Origin of the sequence: Hydrogenovibrio thermophilus (assembly GCF_004028275.1) — a bacterium.
GTDB lineage: Bacteria > Pseudomonadota > Gammaproteobacteria > Thiomicrospirales > Thiomicrospiraceae > Hydrogenovibrio > Hydrogenovibrio thermophilus.
This window is the reverse complement of record NZ_CP035033.1, coordinates 304,573-327,577: the sequence shown is the minus strand read 5'-3', so window position 1 is coordinate 327,577 and position 23,005 is coordinate 304,573. Positions and strand designations below refer to the sequence as shown.

Genomic DNA, 23,005 nt, shown 5'->3' with positions numbered 1-23,005 from the left:
AACTATGACATAACAGAGTTGAAAATATCATGCTAGACCGAAAATTGTGGAAAGAATACCTAATGTTGGTTGTTGATTCTTGCTTTTGTCTGGTCAATGTTTTCATATTTCTTCGCCTTTTCTGGAGCGCAAGACCTATGGTTTGCAAGATCAGGAGCATTAATAGTTTTTCCTGCTCTATACTGCTCAATTGACTGATTTAGGTGAACAACATTTGCAGGAGATTTTAGCAGGTGAACCGTTTCCATTAGACTGTTAAAGTAATCCTGCGACATAACCACTGCGTTTTCAGAGTCTCTGCGCGTAATGACGGTGAAATCTGCATTATCAACAACGTCATCTAAAACACGTTTTAAACCATTTCTTGCTTCTGTATAACTTACAACTTGCATAAACTTACCTCACGATTGTTTCTATTTTTACCACAACATGAACAGTAAGTTGTACACAACTGTGTTGATGCGGTTTTTTCGCAACCTAAACTAATCTCATTATAAAACGTGCAATATTTGCACGAAAATAATCTTTAAAAACGTTTGAACTAATAGGTTTGAGAGAAGAGGGTAAACGTGCAAGAGACGCGCGACCATAGTTATGATAGTGCAGATAAAAAAGCCCTGAATTTCAGGGCTTTTAATTTTTCCTCACTACTCCGCTTGATTATACCAGCATAGCTGCGAACCTATTTCTAGGTGGGGCATTTGCCGAACTCCAAAGAATCCGTCAGTTGTGCAAATGTCTAACTAATTTAGTCTAGATTGAATTTTAATAAAACACAAATTTTTGTACCGACTTTATTTAACGTATAAATATGTTTTCAAGCTCAAATAGAGGGATTTACCGCGAATACGGCGTTACATAACTTCATTATCATTTAATTTTGTAATTATCAAATAATTTTGTATTTAACAATTAATACATGCCACATAGTTTTTATAACACTACCAGACAAACAGTCATTAAATGCGTACAACATAATCCAATGCAGACTCTGCAATATAATAATTAGCGTAATCTGACGGCTCTATTTTTTTGCATCAATTTGCATTAGCAAAACAATCAAGCAGAATTGAAATTAAGAAAAGCGCTACTCATTTACAAACTCTTGTAAAACAGAATTAAGTCTCTGAGACATATTTTTAGAATGATTAAAAACTTTAGCGCCGGGAACCCATTTATTTAACTTGCTTTCAGCTTTTCCTAAACGACCTTTCGAGTCTCTAATTGTAGCTAGAATCTTATTTATTAAGTCATAAGATAGGTGTTCTGCACTAAACAGTAGTCCTTTAAACCGACTCGAATCTAAACTTTCTATTTCTAAAAAATAAAGTTCCTGGTAATAATAGTCCACTTTTATAAGCGCCGCCCTTCTAAACGTATACTCTGCATATTTATTATTAATAGTCGGCCTTTTAAAATAATCATGCTCCCATCTTCTATACTTAATATATTCCCCTTCCCCAATCTCTGAAAAAAAGTCCAACCCCCAAAAAAATTCACTAACACACAATGCTCCGTTAGCACTTTCTAATATTTCATATCCTTGCAAATCAGAGTTTTCATCATCTAGAAGTTCGTTGAGGGCTTCTATATAATTTTTTACAGTCTCTGAGTCCTCATTTTCATCATCGTCACCAATCATAAGAGAACCAATATTTTCGTTTTCAGAAAACTCACTGCCAGAAGAAAAATTCTCCGGTCTATCTTTTTGGTTGGGGTTGTTAATTGTTTCGTAATCTGTATCAATCACTACGGTCGTAACTAAATTCTTATCAATTACTTTCACCCCAGAAGGAACATACTGTCTTTGCGCTCCTTGGCTTGGAGCGCCACTATGAGCAACATGAATTTCCTTTCTTCCATGCACCTCCTTTGGCTTATTTCCATATTTTTTATTCTCACTCTTAGCTTTTTTGATACTTTTTTCTTTCACCTCTATTTGTGGATAATCTGTAGGAGAAACAACAGAACTAACTCTATGGGCAAAAAAACATTCATTTTTCATTACACCTTTAATGCTACAGACTAAAAATCTAGGATGATAAGGATAAACATCAATATATGTTTGGTTAGAATTAATCTGATTTCGAATTGTTCGAAGTCTAGTCCGACTAATAGCATTATTTTTTAAATACGCTAAAAATGTAGCCGTTATTTTTTTATATCTTGTAGAAACAATATATTGACCGTCCCTTAAACCTTTTTCAGAAGGGCTTCTAATCATATGATCAACGACAGAATCAATATCTTCAAGAAGCAATCTTTGCCTAGTTTTTTTATGCATAGGTGTATTGATAGTGGTCAATATTTCTAAAGACTGAATGTATACAACCTGGCCATCTACAGATGTTAGTTGAGCAACTCTTGTTTTTCCGACTTTGGATTCTGGAAGATATTCGGGAAAGAGTTCAGATAATGATAGAAAATTTATAGAGGATTGCGAAAAATCAAACTTGAAATCTTGCTCTTTTAAATGATCTCCCCCCCAATATGTACCTTTTTTATGTTTATTTCCATGCCAAATAGACCCAATTCTAGCTAAGGTTAAATAGCTAACACCTATCTTAAAGTACTCAACCCCTTCATCCAATCGCTCTTTTTTACCTAGCTGATTCACTTTTCTAAAAGCTACCTCAACTAAAGGATTAGATCGATCACTAGTATTTTGAATTATTTGGCCATATGACCTAACAACTCTCTTAACGCCATCCTCGGGTATCCCTTCAAGGCTATAAACTTTGCTCAACTCTACTTCTCCATAAACTTTTCAATAAAGTTGTAGCAACTTACATGAAAAAGTCAACATCGAAATAAAGTTACAAAAAATATAGGATATTTCCACTATAAATAAAAAAGCCCAACTATTAAAAGCCAGGCCCTGAAGTTATTACAATAAAAGTTCAAGCTATACAAAAAAATTCAACACGCGACCTGCTTTCTTGCATTAAAGAAGGGTTATGATATTAATAATTTTCAGTTATTGTCTTCTTTGTAAAAAGAAAATAACTATTTAAAAGAGTTCTAACAACATATTCTGGAAACATTCGTGCTAATACTTTTTCGTAGCGAAGTGATATAGAGCTTAATGCTCGCAGTCGATTATATGAAATATATTGTTTTACTTCTGTATCTCGATCCAGAGTCACCAAGTGAAGCTTCGAACCCATATCAGCCAATGCCTTTACCACTTGACCATCAGGGTGGTAATATTTTGCTCCAGGCTCTGCTGAAACCAATGATATAACGTCTTTGCTGATTAATTGATCAGAATAATTTTCTTTTGACCCATGATGAGGAATTTGAACGGTGGAAATTAAATCCCAGTAAGGCAAATAACCTTTTAGTAAAGATTGCAAATTTTGTGTATTGTTCGCTTCAAAATCACCAGTATATAGACAACCGCACCTATCCGAAATATCAAAGCTTTTATTTTGGATTGAAATCAAGCCGCCACGTTTATCACCAACACCAAGGCCGGAATAAACACACAAAGAATTAGCATTAAGATTGGACGCTCTGTTGAATTTTAATACCTCTTTATAGGCCCTAATAATTGCCTGCCTCTTATCCTTTTCTTTCAGCTTATTAACTATATTATCAACATTAACCCCTAATAAATTAAGCTGTTCCATAAACTCATCTGCGACTTTATAGTTAGCTATCTGAAAAGGAACATATACCCAACCACAAGTTGTTGCGGTTAATTTAACTCCGCTTTTTATGCTTTTAGGAAACTCCCCTTCAACTAAAGAGAGTTCCTCTTCTGTCAATTCTTCTTCAGGATTAAATTCTTCAACGGTACAAACTTCAGTATCTAAAACCTCTTCAGGGGATAAAATTAGAGTATTGTAAAACCCTGCACTACCTTCTAATTCGTTCTGGGCCACATATAGTGCCTTCAAAGAATCTGTTAAACTTGGAATGAAGACTTTTTTAACATCACAACGACTAAGTAAATACTCAAGGCCATTAATATGATCTTGGTGAAAATGAGAAATAAACACAGCGTCTATTTGTTCATTTTTTCTATATTTTCTATCAATTTCATCCTTTACTATTTTGCCTGAAGAACCACCGCAATCATAAACAACTCTGAATTCTATATCAGTTCTTGGCTTTAGATGTTCTTCAGTATAAAAAGCTCCTTGCCCAACAGGATGAAAAGTGCGTTGTACCAACATAAAAGCTCCACATATAGTTAATGATATTCAGTCTTTTTGCTTTTAGCAGATCAAGAAAACTTCTAAAACTTCTAAAACTTCTAAAACTTCTAAAACTTCTAAAACTTCTAAAACTTCTAAAACTTCTAAAACTTCTATAAAATAGTACAGAATAATACTTTTGATTGGCCAAATCTGTAGCACTTTTTATGAAAAAGTAGCGCATTTAATGAAAACTGACAACCGCCCCCGACCATCGCTGCGGCCGTGGCGGTATGATGTGGCTGAACCAGTTGCCGCTGCTGGAAACGCTCGACGGCCACCTCCTTACCGGCAACCGAATGCACGGACGCCACCTCGATGGCGTGTTCCAGCGGCAAATCCGGTAACAAGGTCACCAAACGCGACGCCAGCATACTTTTGCCCGAGCCGGGCGGGCCGACCATCAACAAGGAATGCCCCCCACTGGCACAGACTTCCAGCAATCGTTTCGCCTGCTGCTGACCACGGATATCGGCCATGTCTTCGGCATAAGACGCGCCGGTAAAGGCCACCGCTTCCGGTTCAACCAATGTCGCGGTTTCATCCACCAAATAACGGGCCACCGACAGCAAGTTCTCAGCCCCAAACACTTGCGCACCCGTCACCAAACTGGCTTCGGCTAGATTCGCCATGGGCACCACCACCGTTCGGCCGGCCTGCGCCGCTTGCATCACGGCCGGCAAAATCCCGGGAACGGGGCGCAAAGCCCCATTCAATCCCACCTCGCCAAACCATTCGATGCGGTTCAGATCGCGCACCGGAATCAATTGGCCCGTCGCCACTAGAATACCCAAAGCAATCGGTAAATCGTAACGTCCCCCTTGCTTAGGAATATCGGCCGGCGCCAGGTTGATGGTCATCCGCTTTGGTGGCAACTGGAAGCCGGCGCTCATCACGGCGCTGCGCACACGGTCTTTACTTTCCTTAACCGAGGCTTCCGGCAAACCGACAATCGATAAACTCGGCAAGCCATTCGTGGCATGCACCTCGATTTGCACTTCCGGCGCCTGCACACCGGACAAACCGCGGGATAACAATGTGGCGTATTGGCCCGTCACCGACATTCGACTAAGAATCCACCGATTGTTTTGCTTCCAGCTCAGCCACCTGCTTTTCCAACGCCTCCAATTTGGCGCGGGTTTTCGCCAAGACGCCCGCTTGAATCTCAAACTCCTGACGCGAGACCAAATCCATTTTCTCAAACGCACTCGCCAGCGTTTGCTTCAAATTCTGCTTGGCATTTTCGGGCAATTCACCCAGGCCTGGCGGTAAAATGCCGCTAATGCTGTCCACCAGCGACTCAATTTGTTTCGGGTTGATCATGCTTTTCTCCTCGGCGTTTTGACCGCAAATATGTAAAAATTACTATACTCCATCCGTCCCTTTTTTTCTATGAACCCGGCGGGAATTCTGGTGTAAAATGACCCTTCAGGCATAAGCAAACGCTTTTCAAACCACAAAGTTGATTGGTAGGAATTTCAGGATGTTGCTAGACATTAAAGACGCCCCCGAAAAAGCTCAACGCATTTTCGTTCAGCTCATTGATATCTTCGAAGAACAAGGCATCAATCCGACCCCGCTCAACTACTTCATCTGGTATCAGTACTACAAAGGGGACCATCCTAAATTCCGTCAGGAAATGGACAATGCCTTACAGGATCCTTTCGGTTACAACGACCGTTTAGGCCGTCGCCTTTACGACGAATACTTTGCCGACGATGACAGCGGCAACGATTTCGACCGAGCTTTCAAGCGCCTGATCAATCTCGTCGTCAAGCGCATGAATGCCTGGAGCGATAAACTCGAGCAGCATACGCAAGAACTCGACCATTACACCAACACCCTGTCCACACAGGATATGGACGCCGAGACACTGAAAGAACTGACCCACTCGGTTCTCAATACCGCGTCATCGATGAAAAAATCCAGCGAGGAATTTCATCGTGAAATGATGGACAGCAACGATGAAATCCTGCGCCTGCGCCAAGAACTCATCGAAGCCAGAGCCGAAACCCTCACCGACGAACTGACCGAAATCGGCAACCGAAAAGCGTTCAATAACGCAATCCGCGACCTGGTCGACGAGATGCAGGAATCCCCGGAACAGCTGGTGTTGATTCTCACCGACATCGACCACTTCAAACGCTTCAACGACAGCTTCGGTCACTTGGTGGGCGACAGTGTCCTGCGTTACTACGCCAATCTGATGAAAAAAACCAAGGGCGACACCGAAACCCTGTGCCGTTACGGCGGTGAAGAATTCGCCATCCTACTGTCCCACACAGACATCGAACAGGCCGAACAACGTGCGGAGACGATTCGTCACGACATTGAAAACGCCAAACTGAAACGCAAGGATTCGGAAAAAAACCTCGGGCAAATCACCGCCTCATTCGGCGTCGCGGCTTATCGCGGAGAAGCACAGGAAACGATTGAAGAATGGATCAAACGCGCCGATGACGCTCTCTACAAAGCCAAAACGCTAGGCCGTAACCAAGTGGTCACCGAACGGGATTTGGAAGGCACTCCACAAGACTGACAAGAAAAGCATCTTGCTGAAAGCCACCGGAATTACAATTACCCGGCGGTATCGTTTTTTGGACGGGATTTAATCAACAAGGTATCGACACCGAGCGAACGCAGTTCATTGCGTTTTTTGTTCATTTCCAAGCGGTCGTCATAAGGCCCGACTCGAAGACGGTAATACACCCGCCCCTTCCAAGTGACGGTGGAAATCGTCAATTCCTGACCGTGCGACTTCAAACGCGCTTGCTCCTTCTCCGCCACATCTCGCGACCCGAAGGTGCCGGCCTGAATAAAATAAGGCGCATTCAACTTCACGGAAATCGGCTCGACGTCCACAACCACTTCGGTTTTCGCCAAGCCATCGTAAAAGGTATATTGCAGCGGTTTTTCCGCCTCGGTTTGCGCTTTCGCCATCGGCAGGCTTTCTACCACCAGCGGTTTTTTCGGCTCGTCCTCGGTGGTGTTATCGACTACGTCCACGGCGGTATTTGCCGCATCTTCAACCAATACTGTCTCCGTCACGGATTCCGCCGTTTCAGCCGCCAGAGGCGTGGATTTCACGCCATGGTGCGCGAAATGTTGCACCACGAAAAATCCGCCAAACAGCGCCAAGGACAGCAACAAGGCCAGGCCCCACACCCATCGCGACGAACTTTGCGGCGCTTCCGTTTCCGGTTCGGCCATCTGGGATTTCCGTTGATACGTCTGACGCGGCTGACTGTGACCATGACGATAATCCCGGGTGTATTGCCTCATAACCGTTTATCCTGTCGTCGTTCGCAAAAATGCAGGCATGCTACTTACATTTTTTCCGGCGCGGAGACCCCCAACAGGGCCAAACCGTTCCGCAATACCTGGCGCACCGCCAGAATCAACGTCAAACGCGCGTTTCGAACGTCGGCTTCTTCGACGATAAACGGCGTGGCGTTATAGTAAGAATGCAATCCGTGCGCCAAATCCTTCAAATAATAGGCGATTTGGTGTGGTTCATAGACCTGAGCCGCCCGGCCGATGATTTCCGGATACTTGGCCAATTGCGTCGCCAAGTCGGCTTCCGCTTCCGAGGTCAATTGCGATAAATTGGCCAGGCCTGCGGATTGGTCATAAGTGTAACCGCGCTCCTCGGAGGAGGCCATGACCTGACAAATCCGAGCGTGGGCGTACTGAATGTAATACACCGGGTTCTCATTGGACTGCGATTTTGCCAAGTCCAAATCGAAATCCATGTGCTGTTCCGACTTACGCTGCACATAGAAGAAACGCGCCGCATCCGAGCCGACTTCGTCACGCAATTCGCGTAAGGTCACAAACTGACCAGAACGGGTCGACATCGCCAACTTCTCGCCGCCGCGATACAGAATCGCGAATTGTACCAACAAGACTTCCAGCGCTTCCGGATTGGTGTCCAGCGCCTGCATGGCCGCTTTGACCCGTGGCACATAACCGTGGTGATCCGCGCCCCAAATATCGATCAACACATCAAAGCCGCGTTCCAGCTTATTGAAGTGATAAGCGATGTCGGACGCAAAATAAGTTTTCAGCCCGTTTTCACGCACCACCACACGGTCTTTTTCGTCACCGTAATCGGTGGAACGGAACCACAAGGCGCCGTTCTGTTCGTAAATCTTACCGGCTTGTTGCAATTTTTCGATGGCGGCGTCAATCACGCCGGAATCCATCAAAGAGCGCTCCGAGAACCAGTTATCGAACTCGACGCCGAACTCCGACAAGTCGTCGCGAATGTCGCCAAGGATACGATTCAACGCCACTTCGAACACCGCGCGATAATCGTCTTCCCCTAACAGAATTTTCGCGTTTTGGATCAAGCCGTCAATGTGCTTTTCTTTGTCACCATCTTCCACCGCGCCTTCATCGGCCGGCACACCGGCAAAGGCCTCCTCGGCCGCACGGCGATAACGGTCACCGTCGGCGTCTTTCACCGTCTGGGCGATTTCATTGATGTAATCACCCTGATAACCATTACTCGGGAAGGTCAACTCTTCACCGCAGGCTTGCAAATACCGCAGCCAGGTGGACGCCGCCAGGATATCCATTTGACGTCCGGCGTCGTTGACGTAATATTCTTTGGAGACATTGAACCCGGCCACCGACAGCAAATTCGCCACGCAAGCCCCGTAAGCCGCGCCACGACCATGACCGACGTGCAACGGCCCGGTCGGGTTGGCGGACACATATTCCACCAGCACCGAGCGGCCTTGACCGACGTTGCATTGCCCATAAGCGTCCGCGTCTTTCAACACGGTTTCGACCACATCGAACTTGGCGGCGTCCTGCACGAAGAAATTGATGAAGCCGGGTCCGGCGATTTCGACTTTTTCGACGAAATCGGATGCCGGTAGACGGTCGATAATCATCTGCGCCACGTCTCGCGGCGGCTTGCCGACCAGTTTGGTGAGCATCATCGCCAGGTTGGTCGCAAAATCGCCGTGCGATTTGTCTCGGGTGTTTTCGACCGTCAAGCGAGGCTGGGCATCGGCTTCCAGCACACCGTCCTGTTTCAACTGCTCAATCACCTTCGACAAAATTTCTGCAACCTGTTGCTTCATGCTCTTTTATTCTCTTCGTTACGCTTGAAAATTAATGGAAGTATTTTACTGTAATCGACACCACAATCGGAAGATTCCTAACACTCTTCCAGAGTTTCATCCCATAATCGTTTTAACGGCTGTCATCGCCATCGGCGATCCGGACGCGAAAACCCCGGCCGTAAAAACACCAAAACCGACCAGGCCTGGTCGGTTTTGGATATTTGAACGAACCGAACGGAACCGTGGGAAACGGCTCTATTCGGAACGGCTATTTTTTGGCCGTGGTCTTGGTCGTCTTTTTGGCCGGCGCCTTCTTGGCAGTGGTTTTTTTCGTCGCCGTTTTCTTGGTGGTGGCTTTCTTTGCAGCGGCCTTTTTCGCCGGTGCTTTTTTCGCACCGCCACGGCCCCGTTTTTTCGGTTCCGGCGCTTCGTCCAGACGTTTTTGACACTCTTCCAAGGTCAATGCCAACGCATCTTCGTCTTTTTGAATCTTGGCGTTCTTTTTGGTCGACACATCGGTGATATACGGCCCCCAGCGACCTTTCAGGATTTTCACATCCGTGTCCGGGAAGACCTTCACAATTTTATCCGCTTCAGCCTGGATTTTTGCTTCCACCAAAGCGGCGGCGTCTTCCAACGTAATGCTTAGCGGATCAAAGCCTTTGATGGGCGCATATTGTTTCGGGCCGTATTCCAAATAGGGACCGAAAGGCCCTTGCTTGGCAATCAACATCTGCCCTTTTTGCACTGAAAATTCGGTTCCGTCCACCGCTTTGGCCGAGAAGGATTCCGGCATTTCACCGACCTCGCGCGGCAGCTTGAACAATTCCAACGCCTCTTCCAGCTTCAAGGTGTCCATTTTCTGGCCCGGCATCAAACTGGCAAACGTCGGCTTTTCGTCGTTCTCGCCATCGCCCAATTGCACGTAAGGCCCGAAACGACCGATTTTAACGAACATCGGCTTACCGGTTTTCGGATCGGTTCCCAAAGCGCGGGATTGCCCGGCCTCTTCACGCGACACGTCTTCCGCCGCATCGACACGCGGGTGGAACTGCTGGTAAAACTTGGTGAGCATTTCCTGCCAGGATTCTTTGCCCTGCGCGATGGTATCGAATTCGGACTCCACCAAAGCGGTGAACTGGTAATCCAGCACATCGCCGAAATGCTTCACCAAAAAGTCGGTGACAATGCCGGCAATGTCGGTCGGGAACAATTTGTTTTTCTCGGTACCGGTGGTTTCAGTCAAATTTTCCGCCACGATGCCATCCGCCGACAAGGTCAATTGTCGATAATCGCGTTGACGGCCTTCGCGGTCTTCTTTCACCACATAACCACGCTGCTGGATGGTGTCAATGGTCGGCGCGTAAGTCGACGGCCGCCCGATGCCCATTTCTTCCAAGGTGCGGACCAGACTGGCTTCGTTATAACGCGCTGGTGGACGGGAAAAGCTCTGGCGAACCGACAGTTGTCCCAACGCCAACGCCTGGCCGATGCTCAACGGCGGCAGCTGACCTTCTTTGGCGTCATCGTCCAGGTTATAGACTTTCAAAAAACCGTCGAAGGTAATCACTTCACCTTTCGCCGTCAGCTTTTCGTCCGGCAGGTTGGAAATTTGAATATCCACATTAGTCCGTTTCAGTTGCGCATCCGCCATTTGCGAAGCAATCGCACGGCGCCAAATCAACTGATACAAACGCTGTTCATTACGTTCGCCCGTCACGTCTTTCACGGAAAAATCGGTCGGACGAATCGCCTCATGCGCTTCCTGGGCGTCGGCGTTTTTGGTCTTGTAACGACGCGGCATGGAATAATCTGCGCCGTAGTCGCCGGTAATCGTCTGCTGTGCTTTGGAAATCGCCTCTTCGGACAGGTTGACCGAATCGGTACGCATGTAGGTGATTTTCCCGGATTCGTACAGGCGTTGTGCAATCATCATGGTCTGTTTGACCGAAAAACCGAGCTTTGAGGACGCTTCCTGCTGCAAGGTCGACGTGGTGAACGGCGCTTTCGGCGATTTCTTGGCCGGTTTTTCTTCCAATTGCCCGACCGACAACGCGGCCAGCTTCACCTGCTCCAGGTAGGCTTTCGCTTCGTCCTCGGTTTTGAAAGCGGCACTGCGCTTGACCTCAACCGTTCCGACGGCCTGTTGGTTGTCGTCCAAAATCGTCAACTCACCCGCCAGACGGTAAACGAAATCCGATTCAAAGGCATCGATTTCACGTTCACGTTCGACAATCAGGCGCACTGCGACCGATTGCACTCGCCCGGCCGACAAACCGGTCCGAATTTTCTTCCATAAAATCGGCGAGAGCTCAAAGCCCACGATACGATCCAGAATACGTCGGGCCTGCTGAGCTTCCACCAAGTCCATATCCACTGTGCGCGGTTCGGCAATCGCTTTCTGGATGGCCGTCTTGGTGATTTCATGAAACACGATACGCTTGGTGCTGCTAACATCCAGTTTTAAGGCTTCCGCAAGGTGCCAGGCAATCGCCTCCCCCTCGCGGTCCTCATCCGTCGCCAGCCAGACCGCTTCCGCGTCTTTGGTCAATTTGCGCAATTCGGTAACGGTTTTTTTCTTGTCCGGTGAAATTTCATAATTCGGCAGAAAACCGTTCTCGATATCGATGCCCATCCCTTTTTTCTGGATGTCACGGATATGGCCATAACTGGAGCGGACGGTAAAGCCTTTGCCCAGATATTTCTCAATTGTCTTAGCTTTAGCGGGAGACTCCACTATCACCAAATTCGTCATATTTTTTCTCTGTTTTCAGTCACGTTATTTTTTTAAGAGTGCAAAAAAAGCCTAATAATTGCAATCTTTTATTTGAATGTTCTCAAACTCTTATTTATCACTACGTCTAAATACGACCGATTTATCGCTGGTCGATTTCACCCGAAAAGTGTTAAGCTAAAAGCGATTGAAGTGCCATTTAAGTTATATTCGCCAACCGGACAAGGACTCAGACTCAAGGCCTGTACCATGAACAAAGCCAACCTGCTGATCGTTGAAGACGACCTGGTCAGTCAAAAACTACTCCAAAGTTTTCTCAAAAACGAGGACTTCAACCTATTCCTGGCCAACGACGGCGAAGAGGCATCACAACTCATCCGTCAGAAACCGCACGATTTTTTCCACTGCATCATTTCCGACTACCTGATGCCCAATAAAGACGGCATCCAATTGCTCGAAGAGCTCAAACAGCACGCCGAGTACAAAAAAATCCCTTTCATCCTGCAAACCACCGCCAATAGTGAAGCGGAAATTCAACGGGGGATTAATGCTGGCGCATTCTACTACCTAATCAAACCAATTACCAAGGAAACCTTGATTTCGGTTGTCAATGCCGCGCTAAAAGACTTCCAAAATCATAAGGATATCCTCACCACCCTCAAAGGCATCCATAAGGCGTTCCCCCTGATTACCGACGGTCGTTTCGAGGTACGCACCATCGATGAAGCCAAACACCTGTCGAGCTTCATCGCCTTGTTGACCACCGACCCCAACAGCATCGGCATCGGCTTTCTGGAATTGATGGTCAATGCGGTCGAACACGGCAATCTCGGCATCACCTATGATGAAAAAACCCAATTGATTCGCGACAGCCAACTGTCGGAGGAAATCAACCGGCGGCTGGCGTTACCGGAAAACCGCTGCAAGTTCGTGGCCGTCGATTTAAGGCATAATGACGAAACCCTGGTGGTCACCATCACCGATATGGGGAATGGGTTCGATTTTGAAAACTATCTGGAATTCTCACTGGAACGGGCCATGGACAACCACGGCCGAGGCATTATGATGGCCAATAAATTGAGCTTCGATGAACTCACCTACCTCGACGGCGGGCGTCAAGTCCGTTGCCTGACCCGAAAACTCAAGCGCCCGGCTTAACGCAAACGTCGCCAGCGCCCGGCGGACAAGGCTTCAATGTCGCCGCTCAATTCCAACATCAACAACTGGCTTTGAATATCCGATACCGGCAATTTACTCAGCACCGCCAACTCGTCCAAACCGATGGGCTCGAACTCAATGAACTTCAACAAGCCTTTTTTAACATCGTTTTTCGGCGCCGAAGATTCCGTTGCAAGGCTTGAAAAGGCCTCCTCGGCGAACAGCGAAGGTTGCAACATGGGTGACAGTTCTTCGAGAATATCCTGACCGGACTCCACCAGTTTCGCGCCCTGACGTATCAATTGATGACACCCTTTCACCTGCGGATTATTGATGGAACCGGGTACCGCAAACACTTCCCGCCCTTGTTCCGAGGCGGTGCGCGCCGTAATCAGGGAACCGCTTTTCAAGGCCGCTTCCACCACCAAGGTGCCCAAACTCAACCCGGAAATAATCCGGTTTCGCTGCGGAAAAAAGTGCGCCAATGGCTGCGTCCCCAACGGGTACTCCGACACCATGGCACCGGTATCGACAATACGGTGCGCCAATTCGCGGTTCGCCGCCGGATACACCCGATCCAACCCGGTCGCCACCACCGCCACCGTCGTACCTTGTGGTCCGCCGGCTTTGGTTTCGGCTTTCAAGGCGCCTTCATGTGCGGCCTTATCAATGCCGGAGGCCAAACCGCTGGTAATGGTCAAACCGACACCGGCCAGATACTGGGCGAAATCTTCCGCCATCAATCGTCCTTGCTTGGAAGCGTTACGGCTACCGACAATCGCCAATTGCGGATCGGACAACAAAGCCACTTGACCGCGCACATACAGCACCGGCGGCGGGTCGGCGATCTGCTTCAATAACGGCGGATAATCATCACTCGCCAGCGTCAACAAATGCTGATTCGGCTGCTCGGCCCACTCCAGCGCCTGAGCGACCTTTTCGGCCAGGCCTGGGTCGAACAACAAGTCCAACTGTTTCTCTTTCAACACCTGAGCCGCTCGCCAGGCCGATTCCGGCGCCGACACCGACTGTTCCAAACTGCCGAAAACGGCTTCAACGTCCGATAACTGCTTGGCGCCGACGCGAGCAAAATGCAATGTCAGCCAAGGTGTTAAACGGTCTAAATCAGACATAAAGACTACAATCCGCTATAATTTAAGGTCATCGTTTCAAATTTCAAAAAGTATACCTTGTATTATGGATAAACTCGATATTGTTCTCTACCCGGACGAAGGCCTTCGCGACGTCTGCCAACCGATTCCGGAAATGACCGACGAACTCGACAAACTCATCGACGACATGTTCTACACCATGTACGACGCCCCGGGCATCGGCCTGGCCGCGCCGCAAGTGGCGGTACAACAACGTTTGATTGTCGTGGACATTTCCGAAACCAAAGATCAGCCGATTGCACTCTTGAACCCGGAAGTGGTCAAAAGTGCCGGTAAAATCACCTGGGAAGAAGGCTGTTTATCGATTCCAGGTGTCTACGCCAAGGTCAATCGCCCGTCCGAGATACTGGTACGCGGCATGGACCGTGACGGCAAAATGATCGAATTCGAAGCCGACGAGTTGTTGGCCGTGTGCATTCAACATGAAATCGACCATTTGAACGGAAAACTGTTCATCGATCACCTGTCCGGCTTGAAGCGCACCCGCGCCCTGCAAAAATACAAGAAAGAACTCGCGCAACAGCAGGCAGACGCATGACACAACCGCTTCGAATCATTTTCGCCGGGACGCCGGATTTTTCCGTGCCGCCGTTGCAACGCCTGCTAGACTCCCCGCATGAGGTGGTGGCGGTTTACACCCAACCGGACCGCCCGGCCGGTCGCGGCCGTAAATTGACCGCCAGTCCGGTCAAACAGTTGGCACAACAACACGACCTGCCGGTATTTCAACCGGTCTCGCTCAAAGACCCCGACGCACAAGCCGAACTCAGCACTTTGAACGCCGACGTCATGGTGGTGGTCGCCTATGGCCTGATTTTGCCGAAAGCCGTGTTGGACATGCCGACCTACGGTTGCTTCAATATCCATGCGTCCTTATTGCCGCGCTGGCGCGGCGCGGCGCCGATTCAACGCGCCATTCAAATGGGCGATGCCGAAACCGGCGTGACCATTATGCAAATGGATGTCGGTCTGGACACCGGCGACATGCTCACCATTCTGAAAACCCCGATTACGGCGGACGACACCGCCCAAAGCTTGCACGACCGCCTCAGCCAACTCGGCTGCGACGCGCTGATGCAAACCTTGGATGATTTACAGGCCGAGCGCTTGAATCCCGTCAAGCAAAACGACGCCGAGGCCACCTACGCTGAGAAACTCAATAAAGCCGAAGCGGAAATCGACTGGTCGCAACCGGCCAACACGTTGGTGCGCCTGATTCAGGCCTTTAACCCCTGGCCGGTGGCCTTTACCCAATACGACGGTCAACCGCTGCGACTTTGGCGCGCAAAAATGGGCCAGGAAACGGTTTCCGAAAAACCACCAGGCCTGGTGATTTCCGTCACCAAAGACGGTGTTGAGGTCGCCACGGGAAAAGGATCGCTCATCCTAGAACAACTACAACCGGCCGGCAAAAAAGCCATGGCCGCCTATGATTTTGCCCAAGCACGCCAACTCACCGGGCAGAGGCTGGGCACGGAACAGGCGCGATAAGCCATGGTCGTCAACAGTCGCTACATCGCCTTGAAAATCTGCCTCACCGTCATTGAACAAGGTCGCTCCTTAAGCCAAGCACTGGCCGAAGGGTTGGCCCAATTCGACGACCGGCGTGAACGCGCTTTTGCCCAAAACCTGGTCTTCGGCACTCTGCGCTGGCAGGAACGCCTGGAAGCGATTCGCAGCCATTTGCTCAAAAAACCGCTCAAAGCCAAGGACGAAGACGTCAACCAGTTGATTTTGCTCGGACTCTATCAAATTCTGTATATGGATACCCCCGAACACGCGGCGGTATCGGAAACCGTCAACCTCACCAAATCGTTGAAAAAACCTTGGGCGCGCGGTCTGATCAACGGCGTTTTGCGATCGTTTTTGCGTGAAAAAGACGCGATTTGCGCGGAAGTCGACAAAAAACCGGCCTATCGTTTCGCCCACCCGCAATGGTTCACCAAAGCCATGCGCAAAGCCTACCCGGAGCATTGGGAACAGATTCTCGCCGCCAATAACGAACCGGCCCCCTTGACGTTACGCGTGAACCCACGCGTGCAAACCCGCGAGGCCTTCCTAGCCAGCCTGGCCGATAACGAAATTGACGCCAGCGCCCACCCGAAGGCACCGTTCGGCGTGGTGCTCACCCAAAGCCAGGATGTCACCCACCTCCCCAGCTACGACGACGGCGGGTTCAGCGTGCAAGACGCCGCCGCCCAACAAGCCGGCACCTTATTGGCCCCGCAAGCGGGCGAACATATTTTGGACGCCTGCGCCGCGCCCGGTGGGAAAACCACCCATTTACTGGAGCTGAGCGACGACCAGGCCAACGTATTCGCGCTGGAAAAAGAACCGGAACGCATGGAACGCCTATCGGAAAACCTGTTCCGCCTGGATTTACATGCCGATCTGGACGTCGGGGATGCCGCACAACCCGACGACTGGTGGAATGGCGCCGCGTTCGATAAAATTTTGCTGGACGCGCCTTGTTCCGCCACCGGCATCATCCGCCGCCACCCGGACATCAAATGGCACCGCACGCCGGAAGACATCGACGCTCTGGTGACGACGCAAGCCGCCATTCTCAAAGCGCTTTGGCCGTTACTCAAACCGGGCGGGCGTTTGCTGTATGCCACCTGTTCGGTGCTGCCGGATGAAAACCGCAACCAGATGAGCGCTTTTTTGCAAGCCACCGACGATGCCCGGGAAATCCCCATCGAAGCCGACTGGGGCCTGACCATTGAGGGCGCCCCCGGACGCCAGATTCTGCCAGGCCTGGACGGAATGGACGGATTCTATTATTGTTTGATTGAAAAAATCTCGTCCGAATGACCACAATAGAGATGGAGTAAAGCGATATGACAACTTGGCAACGCGCCATATCCACACTCGGATTTGCCGGCCTGGGCTTTCTCCTCTCTTGTTCGGTCGCGGCGGACACCCCCGGCATTCACATCCTATATCTCAACGACTATCAGGAAGACCAGCAATTGGTGGTGGATGCCAGTGCCAAATTCCACTTTCCACCCAAAGTGCTCAGCGCCATCCACCATGAAATCCCACTGACTTTCACCACCGAAATCGAGCTGAACGAGATCCGCACGTTATTGGGCATCCCTTTCTCCCGAAACCGAACGCAAATCGTCTACCGGACCGAGTTGCAATACATCGGCTACAATCGTACCTATGTCATTGCCAACAAACGGAACCAAAAGGTTCAGAGTTTCGACAGTTTGAAAGAAGCCATGAAAACACTCGGCACCTTATCCAACTTCCGCATCGCCGATTTGGCGGACCTACATCCGGACACGCTCTATGCGGTCAAAATGCGGATTTCGCTCGACCAATGGCAATTGCCGACGCCCTTGATTATTGATACGTTATGGTCGTCGGACTGGCAATTGGACAGCGACTGGCGTAGTATCGAAATCCAATCGCCGAAAAGCTGGCTATAAACGAACTCTCGAACAGGAAACCAGGACGGAACCGAGCGCATGTTATCGCTGAAACATTCCAGATTCATCAAACAATACGGTTGGTTGATCCTGCTTTCCAGTCTGGTGCTCATCGCCTTGATCGTGATGAGTCAGATTCTGCAAAATGCCGCGCAATTCGCGCAAACCTATTCCACTCTGCTGTTGGTCTCCTTTGTCGGGATGGTTTGGCTGTTGACCATGCTGGTGCGCACCCTGCTGAAGCTGCGCAACAATTACCGCAACCGCCTGCCCGGTTCGAAAATCACCGCCCGACTGACCGGCATCCTCAGTTTGATTCTCGGCGTCCCACTCGCCATTATCTTTTATTTCTCGATGAGTTTCGTCCACCAGGGCATCGACCAATGGTTTGACGTCAAAACCGAAACCGCTCTGGAAAACGCCGTCAAACTGGTGCAGATCACCCTCGACGACCAGACTCGCCGCAACCTCAACGCCACCCAAAAAGCGTTGGCGATGAATCAGGACACGCTGTTCATCACCCCGGTGCTGACCTTGAATCAAATCGGCGAACAGCTCAACACCCGCGAAGTCTCACTGTATCGCAGCGACGGCCAGCTTATCGCCTACAGCAGTCAGGAAAACGTCAATATTCTCCCCAAATCACCGGAATTACGACTGTTCCAGCAAATCCGTAAAAAAATCAGTTACGCCGCCGTGGAAACCAAAGCCGGTTTGAACAGCGCCTATCAGATTATCCGTATCATGCTGCCGGTCACCGACATCCAGAGCAATAAGCTCTATGCCCTGCAAGCCGTTTTTCCGATTCCCGAACAGCTCACCGCCCTGGCCAATACCGTGCGCGTTTCCGCCGGCCAATATCAGGAACTGTCCTATTTGAAAGGCCCGCTGAAAACCAGTTTCACCGTGATTTTGAGCATGGTTCTCTTGCTGACCTTAATCAGCGCGGTACTGTTCACCATCCAAACCATCCAAAACATGACCCGCCCGATTCGAACCCTGGCAAAAGGCACCAAGGCGGTAGCAAAGGGGGATTACGCCATTTCGATGCCGGTCATTCAAGACGACGAAATGGGGCAGCTCATCGAGTCTTTCAACGATATGATTCAGCAAATCGCCAAAGCGCGTAACGACATCAAGTTCGGACACCAACAAACCGAAATGCAGAAACTTTACCTGCAGGCGATTATCAAAAACCTCAACAGCGGGGTCATCACCTTCGACATGAACCTGCGCCTAAAAACCATCAACGACGCCACCAACAGCATTCTCAACACCGATTTGTTCCGTCAACTCGGCAAACCCTTGGACGAAGTCCTCAAACAACCGGACACCCAGCGCCTCAAGCCGTTTTTCGACGCGATTTTCCCGTTATTCAAAAGCGAATCGAAACCCTGGAGCGAACAATTCACCTTCGACTGTAAAGAAGGTCAGAAAATCCTGCTGGTACACGGCTCCACCCTGCCGAGCCTCGACCAAAAAATCGGCGGATTCGTCATCGTCATCGAAGACATCACCCAGCTGGTCCAAGCTCAATTGCATGCTGCCTGGAGCGATGTCGCCCAACGCCTGGCCCATGAAATCAAAAACCCGCTGACGCCGATTCAGCTCTCGGCGGAACGTTTGAACTACAAACTGTCCGACAAACTCGAAAAAGCGGATCAAAAACTACTGAACCGCATGACCGACACGATCATCGAACAGGTCACGACCATGCAAAATCTGGTGCAAGCCTTCACCGAATACGCCGACACACCGGAAATCGAACTGCATCAAGTCAATCTCAACACCTTGGTGAAAGATGTGGTCAGCATGTACCAGACCCCGAAAGTCACCTGGAAAGTCAGTTACGATATCGATCCGGATTGCCCGGTTATCACCGCCGACGCCTCCAAACTGCGACAACTGCTGCACAATCTCATCAAAAACGCCATTGAAGCCTGTGAAGACCGGCCCGACACCCAGATCAAAGTCAGCACTGACTATGAAAACCAGCAGGTCGAATTGGCGATTTGCGACAACGGTCCCGGCATTCCGGAGAAAGCCCGAAACTGGATTTTCGAGCCTTATTCCACGGACAAACCCAAGGGCACCGGACTCGGCTTGGCCATCGTCAAGAAAATTGTCGATGAACACCAGGGACAAATTCGGGTAGAATCAGAACCTGAACAAGGTACATGCTTTTTGGTACAGTTACCGCAACCGAATCTGAACGAATTGAACGAACCGAAACCATCGGCCCTTTTAACGGACACGAGCACGTAAAGATCGAAATCGAACACATCTATGAAACCCGGTAAACTCTTAATCGTTGATGATGAAAAAGACATCCGTAACCTGATGGAAGAAATCTTTTCCGAAGAAGGTTACGACGTTATGGTGGCCGCCAACGGTCAACAAGCCCAAACCATCTGGCGGGACATGGCGCCCGACTTGATTTTCCTCGACATCTGGATGCCTGACATCGACGGAATTTCCCTGCTGAAGGAAATGATCGAAGAAAACGTCTTGCAACACAGTTGCGTCATTATGATGTCAGGGCACGGCACCATTGAAACCGCGATTGAAGCCACCAAGCTCGGCGCTTACGATTATCTGGAAAAACCCCTGTCGCTCGCCAAGTTGCTCATCACCGCCGAACGAGCCATGGAACACCTGCAACTGCACCATGAAAACCGTCATCTGAAACAAAAACTGCCCGACCAGATTTTGCCGGTCGGTAAGAGCAAACTCATCGCCGAGCTGCGCGACTCCATCAAGCGTTTGGCGAAATATTCCATGCCGATCCTGGTGAAAGGCGAACCGGGAACCGGTAAACATCGCGTCGCGGAGGCCATTCACAAACTCAGCGATCGCAAGGAAAACACCTTCTTCCAAATCCACGGTGCCGATTTCGACGACCAGGAAACCTTGATTTTAGGCGAAGAAACCGACACCGGTACATCTCCGGGCGAACTGATTCACGCCACCGGCGGCACCCTGATGATTTCCGACTTGGAACAACTCAGCACCAAAGGCCAGAATTTCCTGGCCCAACTGATGTTCGACGGCGCATTCATCCGCCCGGGTTCCAATAAGAAAATTGCCGTCGACATGCGCATCATCGCCCTGACCAAAGGCGGGCTGGAAGACATGGCCAAAAACAACCAGTTCCGAGAAGATTTGCTACAACGCCTCAATGTCATGCCGCTGGATGTGCCGTCCTTACGACAACACACCGAAGACATTCCCGACTTGATCGATTATTTCCTGGACTATTTCCTTACCCACGAAGGACTGGAATATCGTGAATTCGATGTCGGCGCCATCAATGTACTGCGCCAGTACAGTTGGCCGGGCAATTATCGCGAATTGCAAAACCTGATTCAGCGACTGCTGATTCTCGGCGAAGGCGAAGTGACCGATGACGAAATCCGCCGTGCACTGGAAAGCAGCAAACGCAGTGAAGACGTCTCGATGAGCGGCATCGACACCTCGGTCAATCTCAAGCAGGCCAAGGAACGCTTCGAAGCCGCTTATTTGAGCCAGCTACTGCGCGAAACCGGTGGTAACGTCACTGAAACCGCTCGCTTGTCGGGCGTGGAACGGACGAACCTGTATCGCAAGCTCAAAGCTCTGAACATCGATCCGAAAAACCCCAAATAATGCGACTGGTCGCATCGGGCGGAGAATAAAGCGTAATAAAGGTTAATTTCCGCGTCAATCCGGCGTAGAATAGTAACCAAACACCCCAAATCTACCGCAGGCCAAAAGTGTGCGGTGTAATTGCAAAGCCCGCCCACGAGGCTGCGGGCACAATTTAGATAACGTCATATGAACATTATTATTCTTGGCGCAGGACAAGTTGGAACCTCTCTGGCCGAGCTACTCGCCACCGAAAACAATGACGTCACGGTCGTTGACCTTGACCGCACCCACCTTCAGCGACTGCAAGACCGTCTCGACATCCGGACCGTCGACGGCCACGCCTCCAACCCCGACGTTCTGGTACAGGCCGGGTTGGAAGAAGCCGATATGCTCATCGCCGCCACTCAGGTGGACGACACCAACATCGTGGCCTGTCAGTTGGCGCACATCATGTACAAAACGCCGACCAAAATCGCCCGGGTTCGCAGCCCCAGCTACCTGAACCACCCCGAACTGTTTGACCGTTATCAGAACACTAACGCCATCCCGATTGATGTACTCATCAGCCCTGAAACTCTAGTAAAAGACTATATTCTGCAGCTGATTGAGTACCCCGGTTCCCTGCAAGTGGTGGATTTTGCCGATGGTAAAGTACGACTGGTGGCGATTCGCGCCTATTCCGGCGGCATGATTGTCGGCAAGAAAATCCGCGAAATCAAACAGTACATGCCGGATGGCGTGCAACATCGCATCGTCGCCATCTATCGCCGCGATGAAATCGTCATCCCGACCGGCGACGTCACCATTCAGGTCGGCGACGAAGTGTTCTTCCTGGCCGAACCCTTCAATATCCCCAAAATCGTTCAGGAGCTGCGACGCCACAAATTGCGACCCTCGCGCAACATCATGATTGCCGGCGGGGGCAACATCGGATTCAACCTGGCCAAAGAACTGGAAAAACAACATCAGGTCAAAATCATCGACCATAACATCACCCAGGCCCGGCAAATTTCGGAACAACTGAAACACGCCATCGTCATCCGCGGCGACGTGGCCGACAAATCCTTATTGATCGAAGAAAACATCGACGAAATCGATTTGTTCCTGGCGCTGACCAACTCCGACGAAGCCAATATCATTTCCGGCATGTTGGCGAAAAAACTCGGCGTGCGCCGCGTCATCGCGCTGGTCAACAACCAATCCTACGTCGATTTGATTCAACTCAACAGCATCGACGTCGCCATCTCCGCCGACCAAATCACCACCAGCCGCCTGCTGCACTTCATGCGCCAGGGCGATACGGTCAAGGCCTTCACCCTTCGCCGCGGTGCGGCGGAAGCCATGGAAGTCATTGTCCACGGCAGTGAAAACTCGTCGGAACTCATCGGCAAAACCATCGGTGAAATTCAATGGCCGAGCAGCATCACCATCGGTTGCATCGTGCGCGAAAACGCCGTGCACTTTTCGCATCGCGACCTGACCATCGAGGCGGAAGACCACGTCATTCTCTTCCTGAACGACCCGAGTCAGGCGGCGGAAGTCACCGAACTCTTCACCCCGAAAGAGAAAAAGACCTGGTTTTAGGCGAGGTTGAATTCGA

At 49.8% G+C, this 23,005-nt stretch carries 18 protein-coding genes; 9 read left to right on the top strand and 9 right to left on the bottom strand.

The annotated features are described in order from the left end of the window. Positions 1-59: 59 nt before the first annotated feature. The 5 genes from EPV75_RS01430 to EPV75_RS01405 all read right to left on the bottom strand — a co-directional run bounded on the left by EPV75_RS01430 (position 60) and on the right by EPV75_RS01405 (position 5,525). Entirely contained in the window at positions 60-392 is a 333-nt protein-coding gene (locus EPV75_RS01430; RefSeq protein ID WP_128384231.1) for a type II toxin-antitoxin system Phd/YefM family antitoxin, read from the bottom strand. Positions 393-1,087: 695 nt separating this feature from the next. After that, the gene (locus tag EPV75_RS01425) at positions 1,088-2,746 is read right to left on the bottom strand and encodes a hypothetical protein (protein WP_128384230.1); all 1,659 of its coding nucleotides are present in this window, start codon (positions 2,744-2,746) and stop codon (positions 1,088-1,090) included. A 217-nt stretch (positions 2,747-2,963) separates the two neighbouring features. Continuing rightward, positions 2,964-4,181 carry an MBL fold metallo-hydrolase gene (locus EPV75_RS01420; RefSeq protein ID WP_128384229.1) on the bottom strand — a complete coding sequence of 406 codons (1,218 nt, stop codon included), beginning with the start codon at positions 4,179-4,181 and terminating at the stop codon, positions 2,964-2,966. Between the two features lie 134 nt (positions 4,182-4,315). Continuing rightward, on the bottom strand, positions 4,316-5,266 hold the full coding sequence (locus EPV75_RS01410; protein ID WP_128384228.1) for a YifB family Mg chelatase-like AAA ATPase: 951 nt from the start codon (positions 5,264-5,266) through the stop codon (positions 4,316-4,318). Between the two features lie 4 nt (positions 5,267-5,270). Then, entirely contained in the window at positions 5,271-5,525 is a 255-nt protein-coding gene (locus EPV75_RS01405) for an accessory factor UbiK family protein (RefSeq protein WP_029939491.1), read from the bottom strand. A 160-nt stretch (positions 5,526-5,685) separates the two neighbouring features. On the opposite strand from EPV75_RS01405, the gene EPV75_RS01400 reads away from it, so the two are divergent. Next, complete coding sequence (locus EPV75_RS01400) at positions 5,686-6,741, top strand: GGDEF domain-containing protein (protein ID WP_128384227.1); 1,056 nt, start codon at positions 5,686-5,688, stop codon at positions 6,739-6,741. A gap of 38 nt (positions 6,742-6,779) precedes the next feature. On the opposite strand, the gene EPV75_RS01395 is transcribed toward EPV75_RS01400, so the two are convergent. The 3 genes from EPV75_RS01395 to topA all read right to left on the bottom strand — a co-directional run bounded on the left by EPV75_RS01395 (position 6,780) and on the right by topA (position 12,032). Then, a complete protein-coding gene (locus tag EPV75_RS01395) occupies positions 6,780-7,484 on the bottom strand; it encodes an SPOR domain-containing protein (protein ID WP_128384226.1) in 705 nt (234 codons plus the stop codon). 44 nt (positions 7,485-7,528) lie between these two features. Next, a complete protein-coding gene (gene argS, locus EPV75_RS01390) occupies positions 7,529-9,295 on the bottom strand; it encodes an arginine--tRNA ligase (protein ID WP_128384225.1) in 1,767 nt (588 codons plus the stop codon). 250 nt (positions 9,296-9,545) lie between these two features. Next, positions 9,546-12,032, bottom strand: a complete 2,487-nt coding sequence (gene topA / locus EPV75_RS01385) for a type I DNA topoisomerase (RefSeq protein WP_128384224.1) — start codon at positions 12,030-12,032, stop codon at positions 9,546-9,548. Between the two features lie 228 nt (positions 12,033-12,260). Here topA and EPV75_RS01380 point away from each other — a divergent pair, with 228 nt between their 5' ends. After that, complete coding sequence (locus tag EPV75_RS01380) at positions 12,261-13,169, top strand: response regulator (RefSeq protein WP_128384223.1); 909 nt, start codon at positions 12,261-12,263, stop codon at positions 13,167-13,169. On the opposite strand, the gene dprA is transcribed toward EPV75_RS01380, so the two are convergent. Then, positions 13,166-14,302 (bottom strand): DNA-processing protein DprA, encoded by a 1,137-nt coding sequence (gene dprA / locus EPV75_RS01375; protein ID WP_128384222.1) that lies wholly within the window; start codon positions 14,300-14,302, stop codon positions 13,166-13,168. The two genes, EPV75_RS01380 and dprA, sit on opposite strands and share 4 nt — an antisense overlap. A gap of 64 nt (positions 14,303-14,366) precedes the next feature. Here dprA and def point away from each other — a divergent pair, with 64 nt between their 5' ends. The 7 genes from def to trkA all read left to right on the top strand — a co-directional run bounded on the left by def (position 14,367) and on the right by trkA (position 22,989). Beyond that, positions 14,367-14,879, top strand: a complete 513-nt coding sequence (def, locus tag EPV75_RS01370; protein ID WP_029939484.1) for a peptide deformylase — start codon at positions 14,367-14,369, stop codon at positions 14,877-14,879. Continuing rightward, positions 14,876-15,832 carry a methionyl-tRNA formyltransferase gene (gene fmt, locus EPV75_RS01365; protein WP_128384221.1) on the top strand — a complete coding sequence of 319 codons (957 nt, stop codon included), beginning with the start codon at positions 14,876-14,878 and terminating at the stop codon, positions 15,830-15,832. Before def ends, fmt begins: the two co-directional genes overlap by 4 nt. 3 nt (positions 15,833-15,835) lie before the next feature. After that, positions 15,836-17,155: a 16S rRNA (cytosine(967)-C(5))-methyltransferase RsmB gene (rsmB, locus tag EPV75_RS01360; RefSeq protein ID WP_128384220.1), complete on the top strand. Its 1,320-nt coding sequence runs from the start codon at positions 15,836-15,838 to the stop codon at positions 17,153-17,155. Between the two features lie 26 nt (positions 17,156-17,181). Continuing rightward, complete coding sequence (locus EPV75_RS01355; RefSeq protein ID WP_051673526.1) at positions 17,182-17,778, top strand: DUF4390 domain-containing protein; 597 nt, start codon at positions 17,182-17,184, stop codon at positions 17,776-17,778. A 39-nt stretch (positions 17,779-17,817) separates the two neighbouring features. Continuing rightward, complete coding sequence (locus EPV75_RS01350; RefSeq protein ID WP_128384219.1) at positions 17,818-20,043, top strand: ATP-binding protein; 2,226 nt, start codon at positions 17,818-17,820, stop codon at positions 20,041-20,043. A 21-nt stretch (positions 20,044-20,064) separates the two neighbouring features. Continuing rightward, a complete protein-coding gene (locus EPV75_RS01345) occupies positions 20,065-21,423 on the top strand; it encodes a sigma-54-dependent transcriptional regulator (protein ID WP_127120245.1) in 1,359 nt (452 codons plus the stop codon). Between the two features lie 168 nt (positions 21,424-21,591). After that, positions 21,592-22,989 carry a Trk system potassium transporter TrkA gene (trkA, locus tag EPV75_RS01340; RefSeq protein WP_029939478.1) on the top strand — a complete coding sequence of 466 codons (1,398 nt, stop codon included), beginning with the start codon at positions 21,592-21,594 and terminating at the stop codon, positions 22,987-22,989. Positions 22,990-23,005 lie beyond the last annotated feature (16 nt).

Coding starts and splice junctions, on each gene's coding strand:
- EPV75_RS01430 (WP_128384231.1), bottom strand. CDS start 392: ATGCAAGTTGTAAGTTATACAGAAGCAAGAAATGGTTTAAAACGTGTT.
- EPV75_RS01420 (WP_128384229.1), bottom strand. CDS start 4,181: ATGTTGGTACAACGCACTTTTCATCCTGTTGGGCAAGGAGCTTTTTAT.
- EPV75_RS01410 (WP_128384228.1), bottom strand. CDS start 5,266: ATGTCGGTGACGGGCCAATACGCCACATTGTTATCCCGCGGTTTGTCC.
- EPV75_RS01405 (WP_029939491.1), bottom strand. CDS start 5,525: ATGATCAACCCGAAACAAATTGAGTCGCTGGTGGACAGCATTAGCGGC.
- EPV75_RS01400 (WP_128384227.1), top strand. CDS start 5,686: ATGTTGCTAGACATTAAAGACGCCCCCGAAAAAGCTCAACGCATTTTC.
- EPV75_RS01395 (WP_128384226.1), bottom strand. CDS start 7,484: ATGAGGCAATACACCCGGGATTATCGTCATGGTCACAGTCAGCCGCGT.
- argS (WP_128384225.1), bottom strand. CDS start 9,295: ATGAAGCAACAGGTTGCAGAAATTTTGTCGAAGGTGATTGAGCAGTTG.
- topA (WP_128384224.1), bottom strand. CDS start 12,032: ATGACGAATTTGGTGATAGTGGAGTCTCCCGCTAAAGCTAAGACAATT.
- EPV75_RS01380 (WP_128384223.1), top strand. CDS start 12,261: ATGAACAAAGCCAACCTGCTGATCGTTGAAGACGACCTGGTCAGTCAA.
- dprA (WP_128384222.1), bottom strand. CDS start 14,302: ATGTCTGATTTAGACCGTTTAACACCTTGGCTGACATTGCATTTTGCT.
- def (WP_029939484.1), top strand. CDS start 14,367: ATGGATAAACTCGATATTGTTCTCTACCCGGACGAAGGCCTTCGCGAC.
- fmt (WP_128384221.1), top strand. CDS start 14,876: ATGACACAACCGCTTCGAATCATTTTCGCCGGGACGCCGGATTTTTCC.
- rsmB (WP_128384220.1), top strand. CDS start 15,836: ATGGTCGTCAACAGTCGCTACATCGCCTTGAAAATCTGCCTCACCGTC.
- EPV75_RS01355 (WP_051673526.1), top strand. CDS start 17,182: ATGACAACTTGGCAACGCGCCATATCCACACTCGGATTTGCCGGCCTG.
- EPV75_RS01350 (WP_128384219.1), top strand. CDS start 17,818: ATGTTATCGCTGAAACATTCCAGATTCATCAAACAATACGGTTGGTTG.
- EPV75_RS01345 (WP_127120245.1), top strand. CDS start 20,065: ATGAAACCCGGTAAACTCTTAATCGTTGATGATGAAAAAGACATCCGT.
- trkA (WP_029939478.1), top strand. CDS start 21,592: ATGAACATTATTATTCTTGGCGCAGGACAAGTTGGAACCTCTCTGGCC.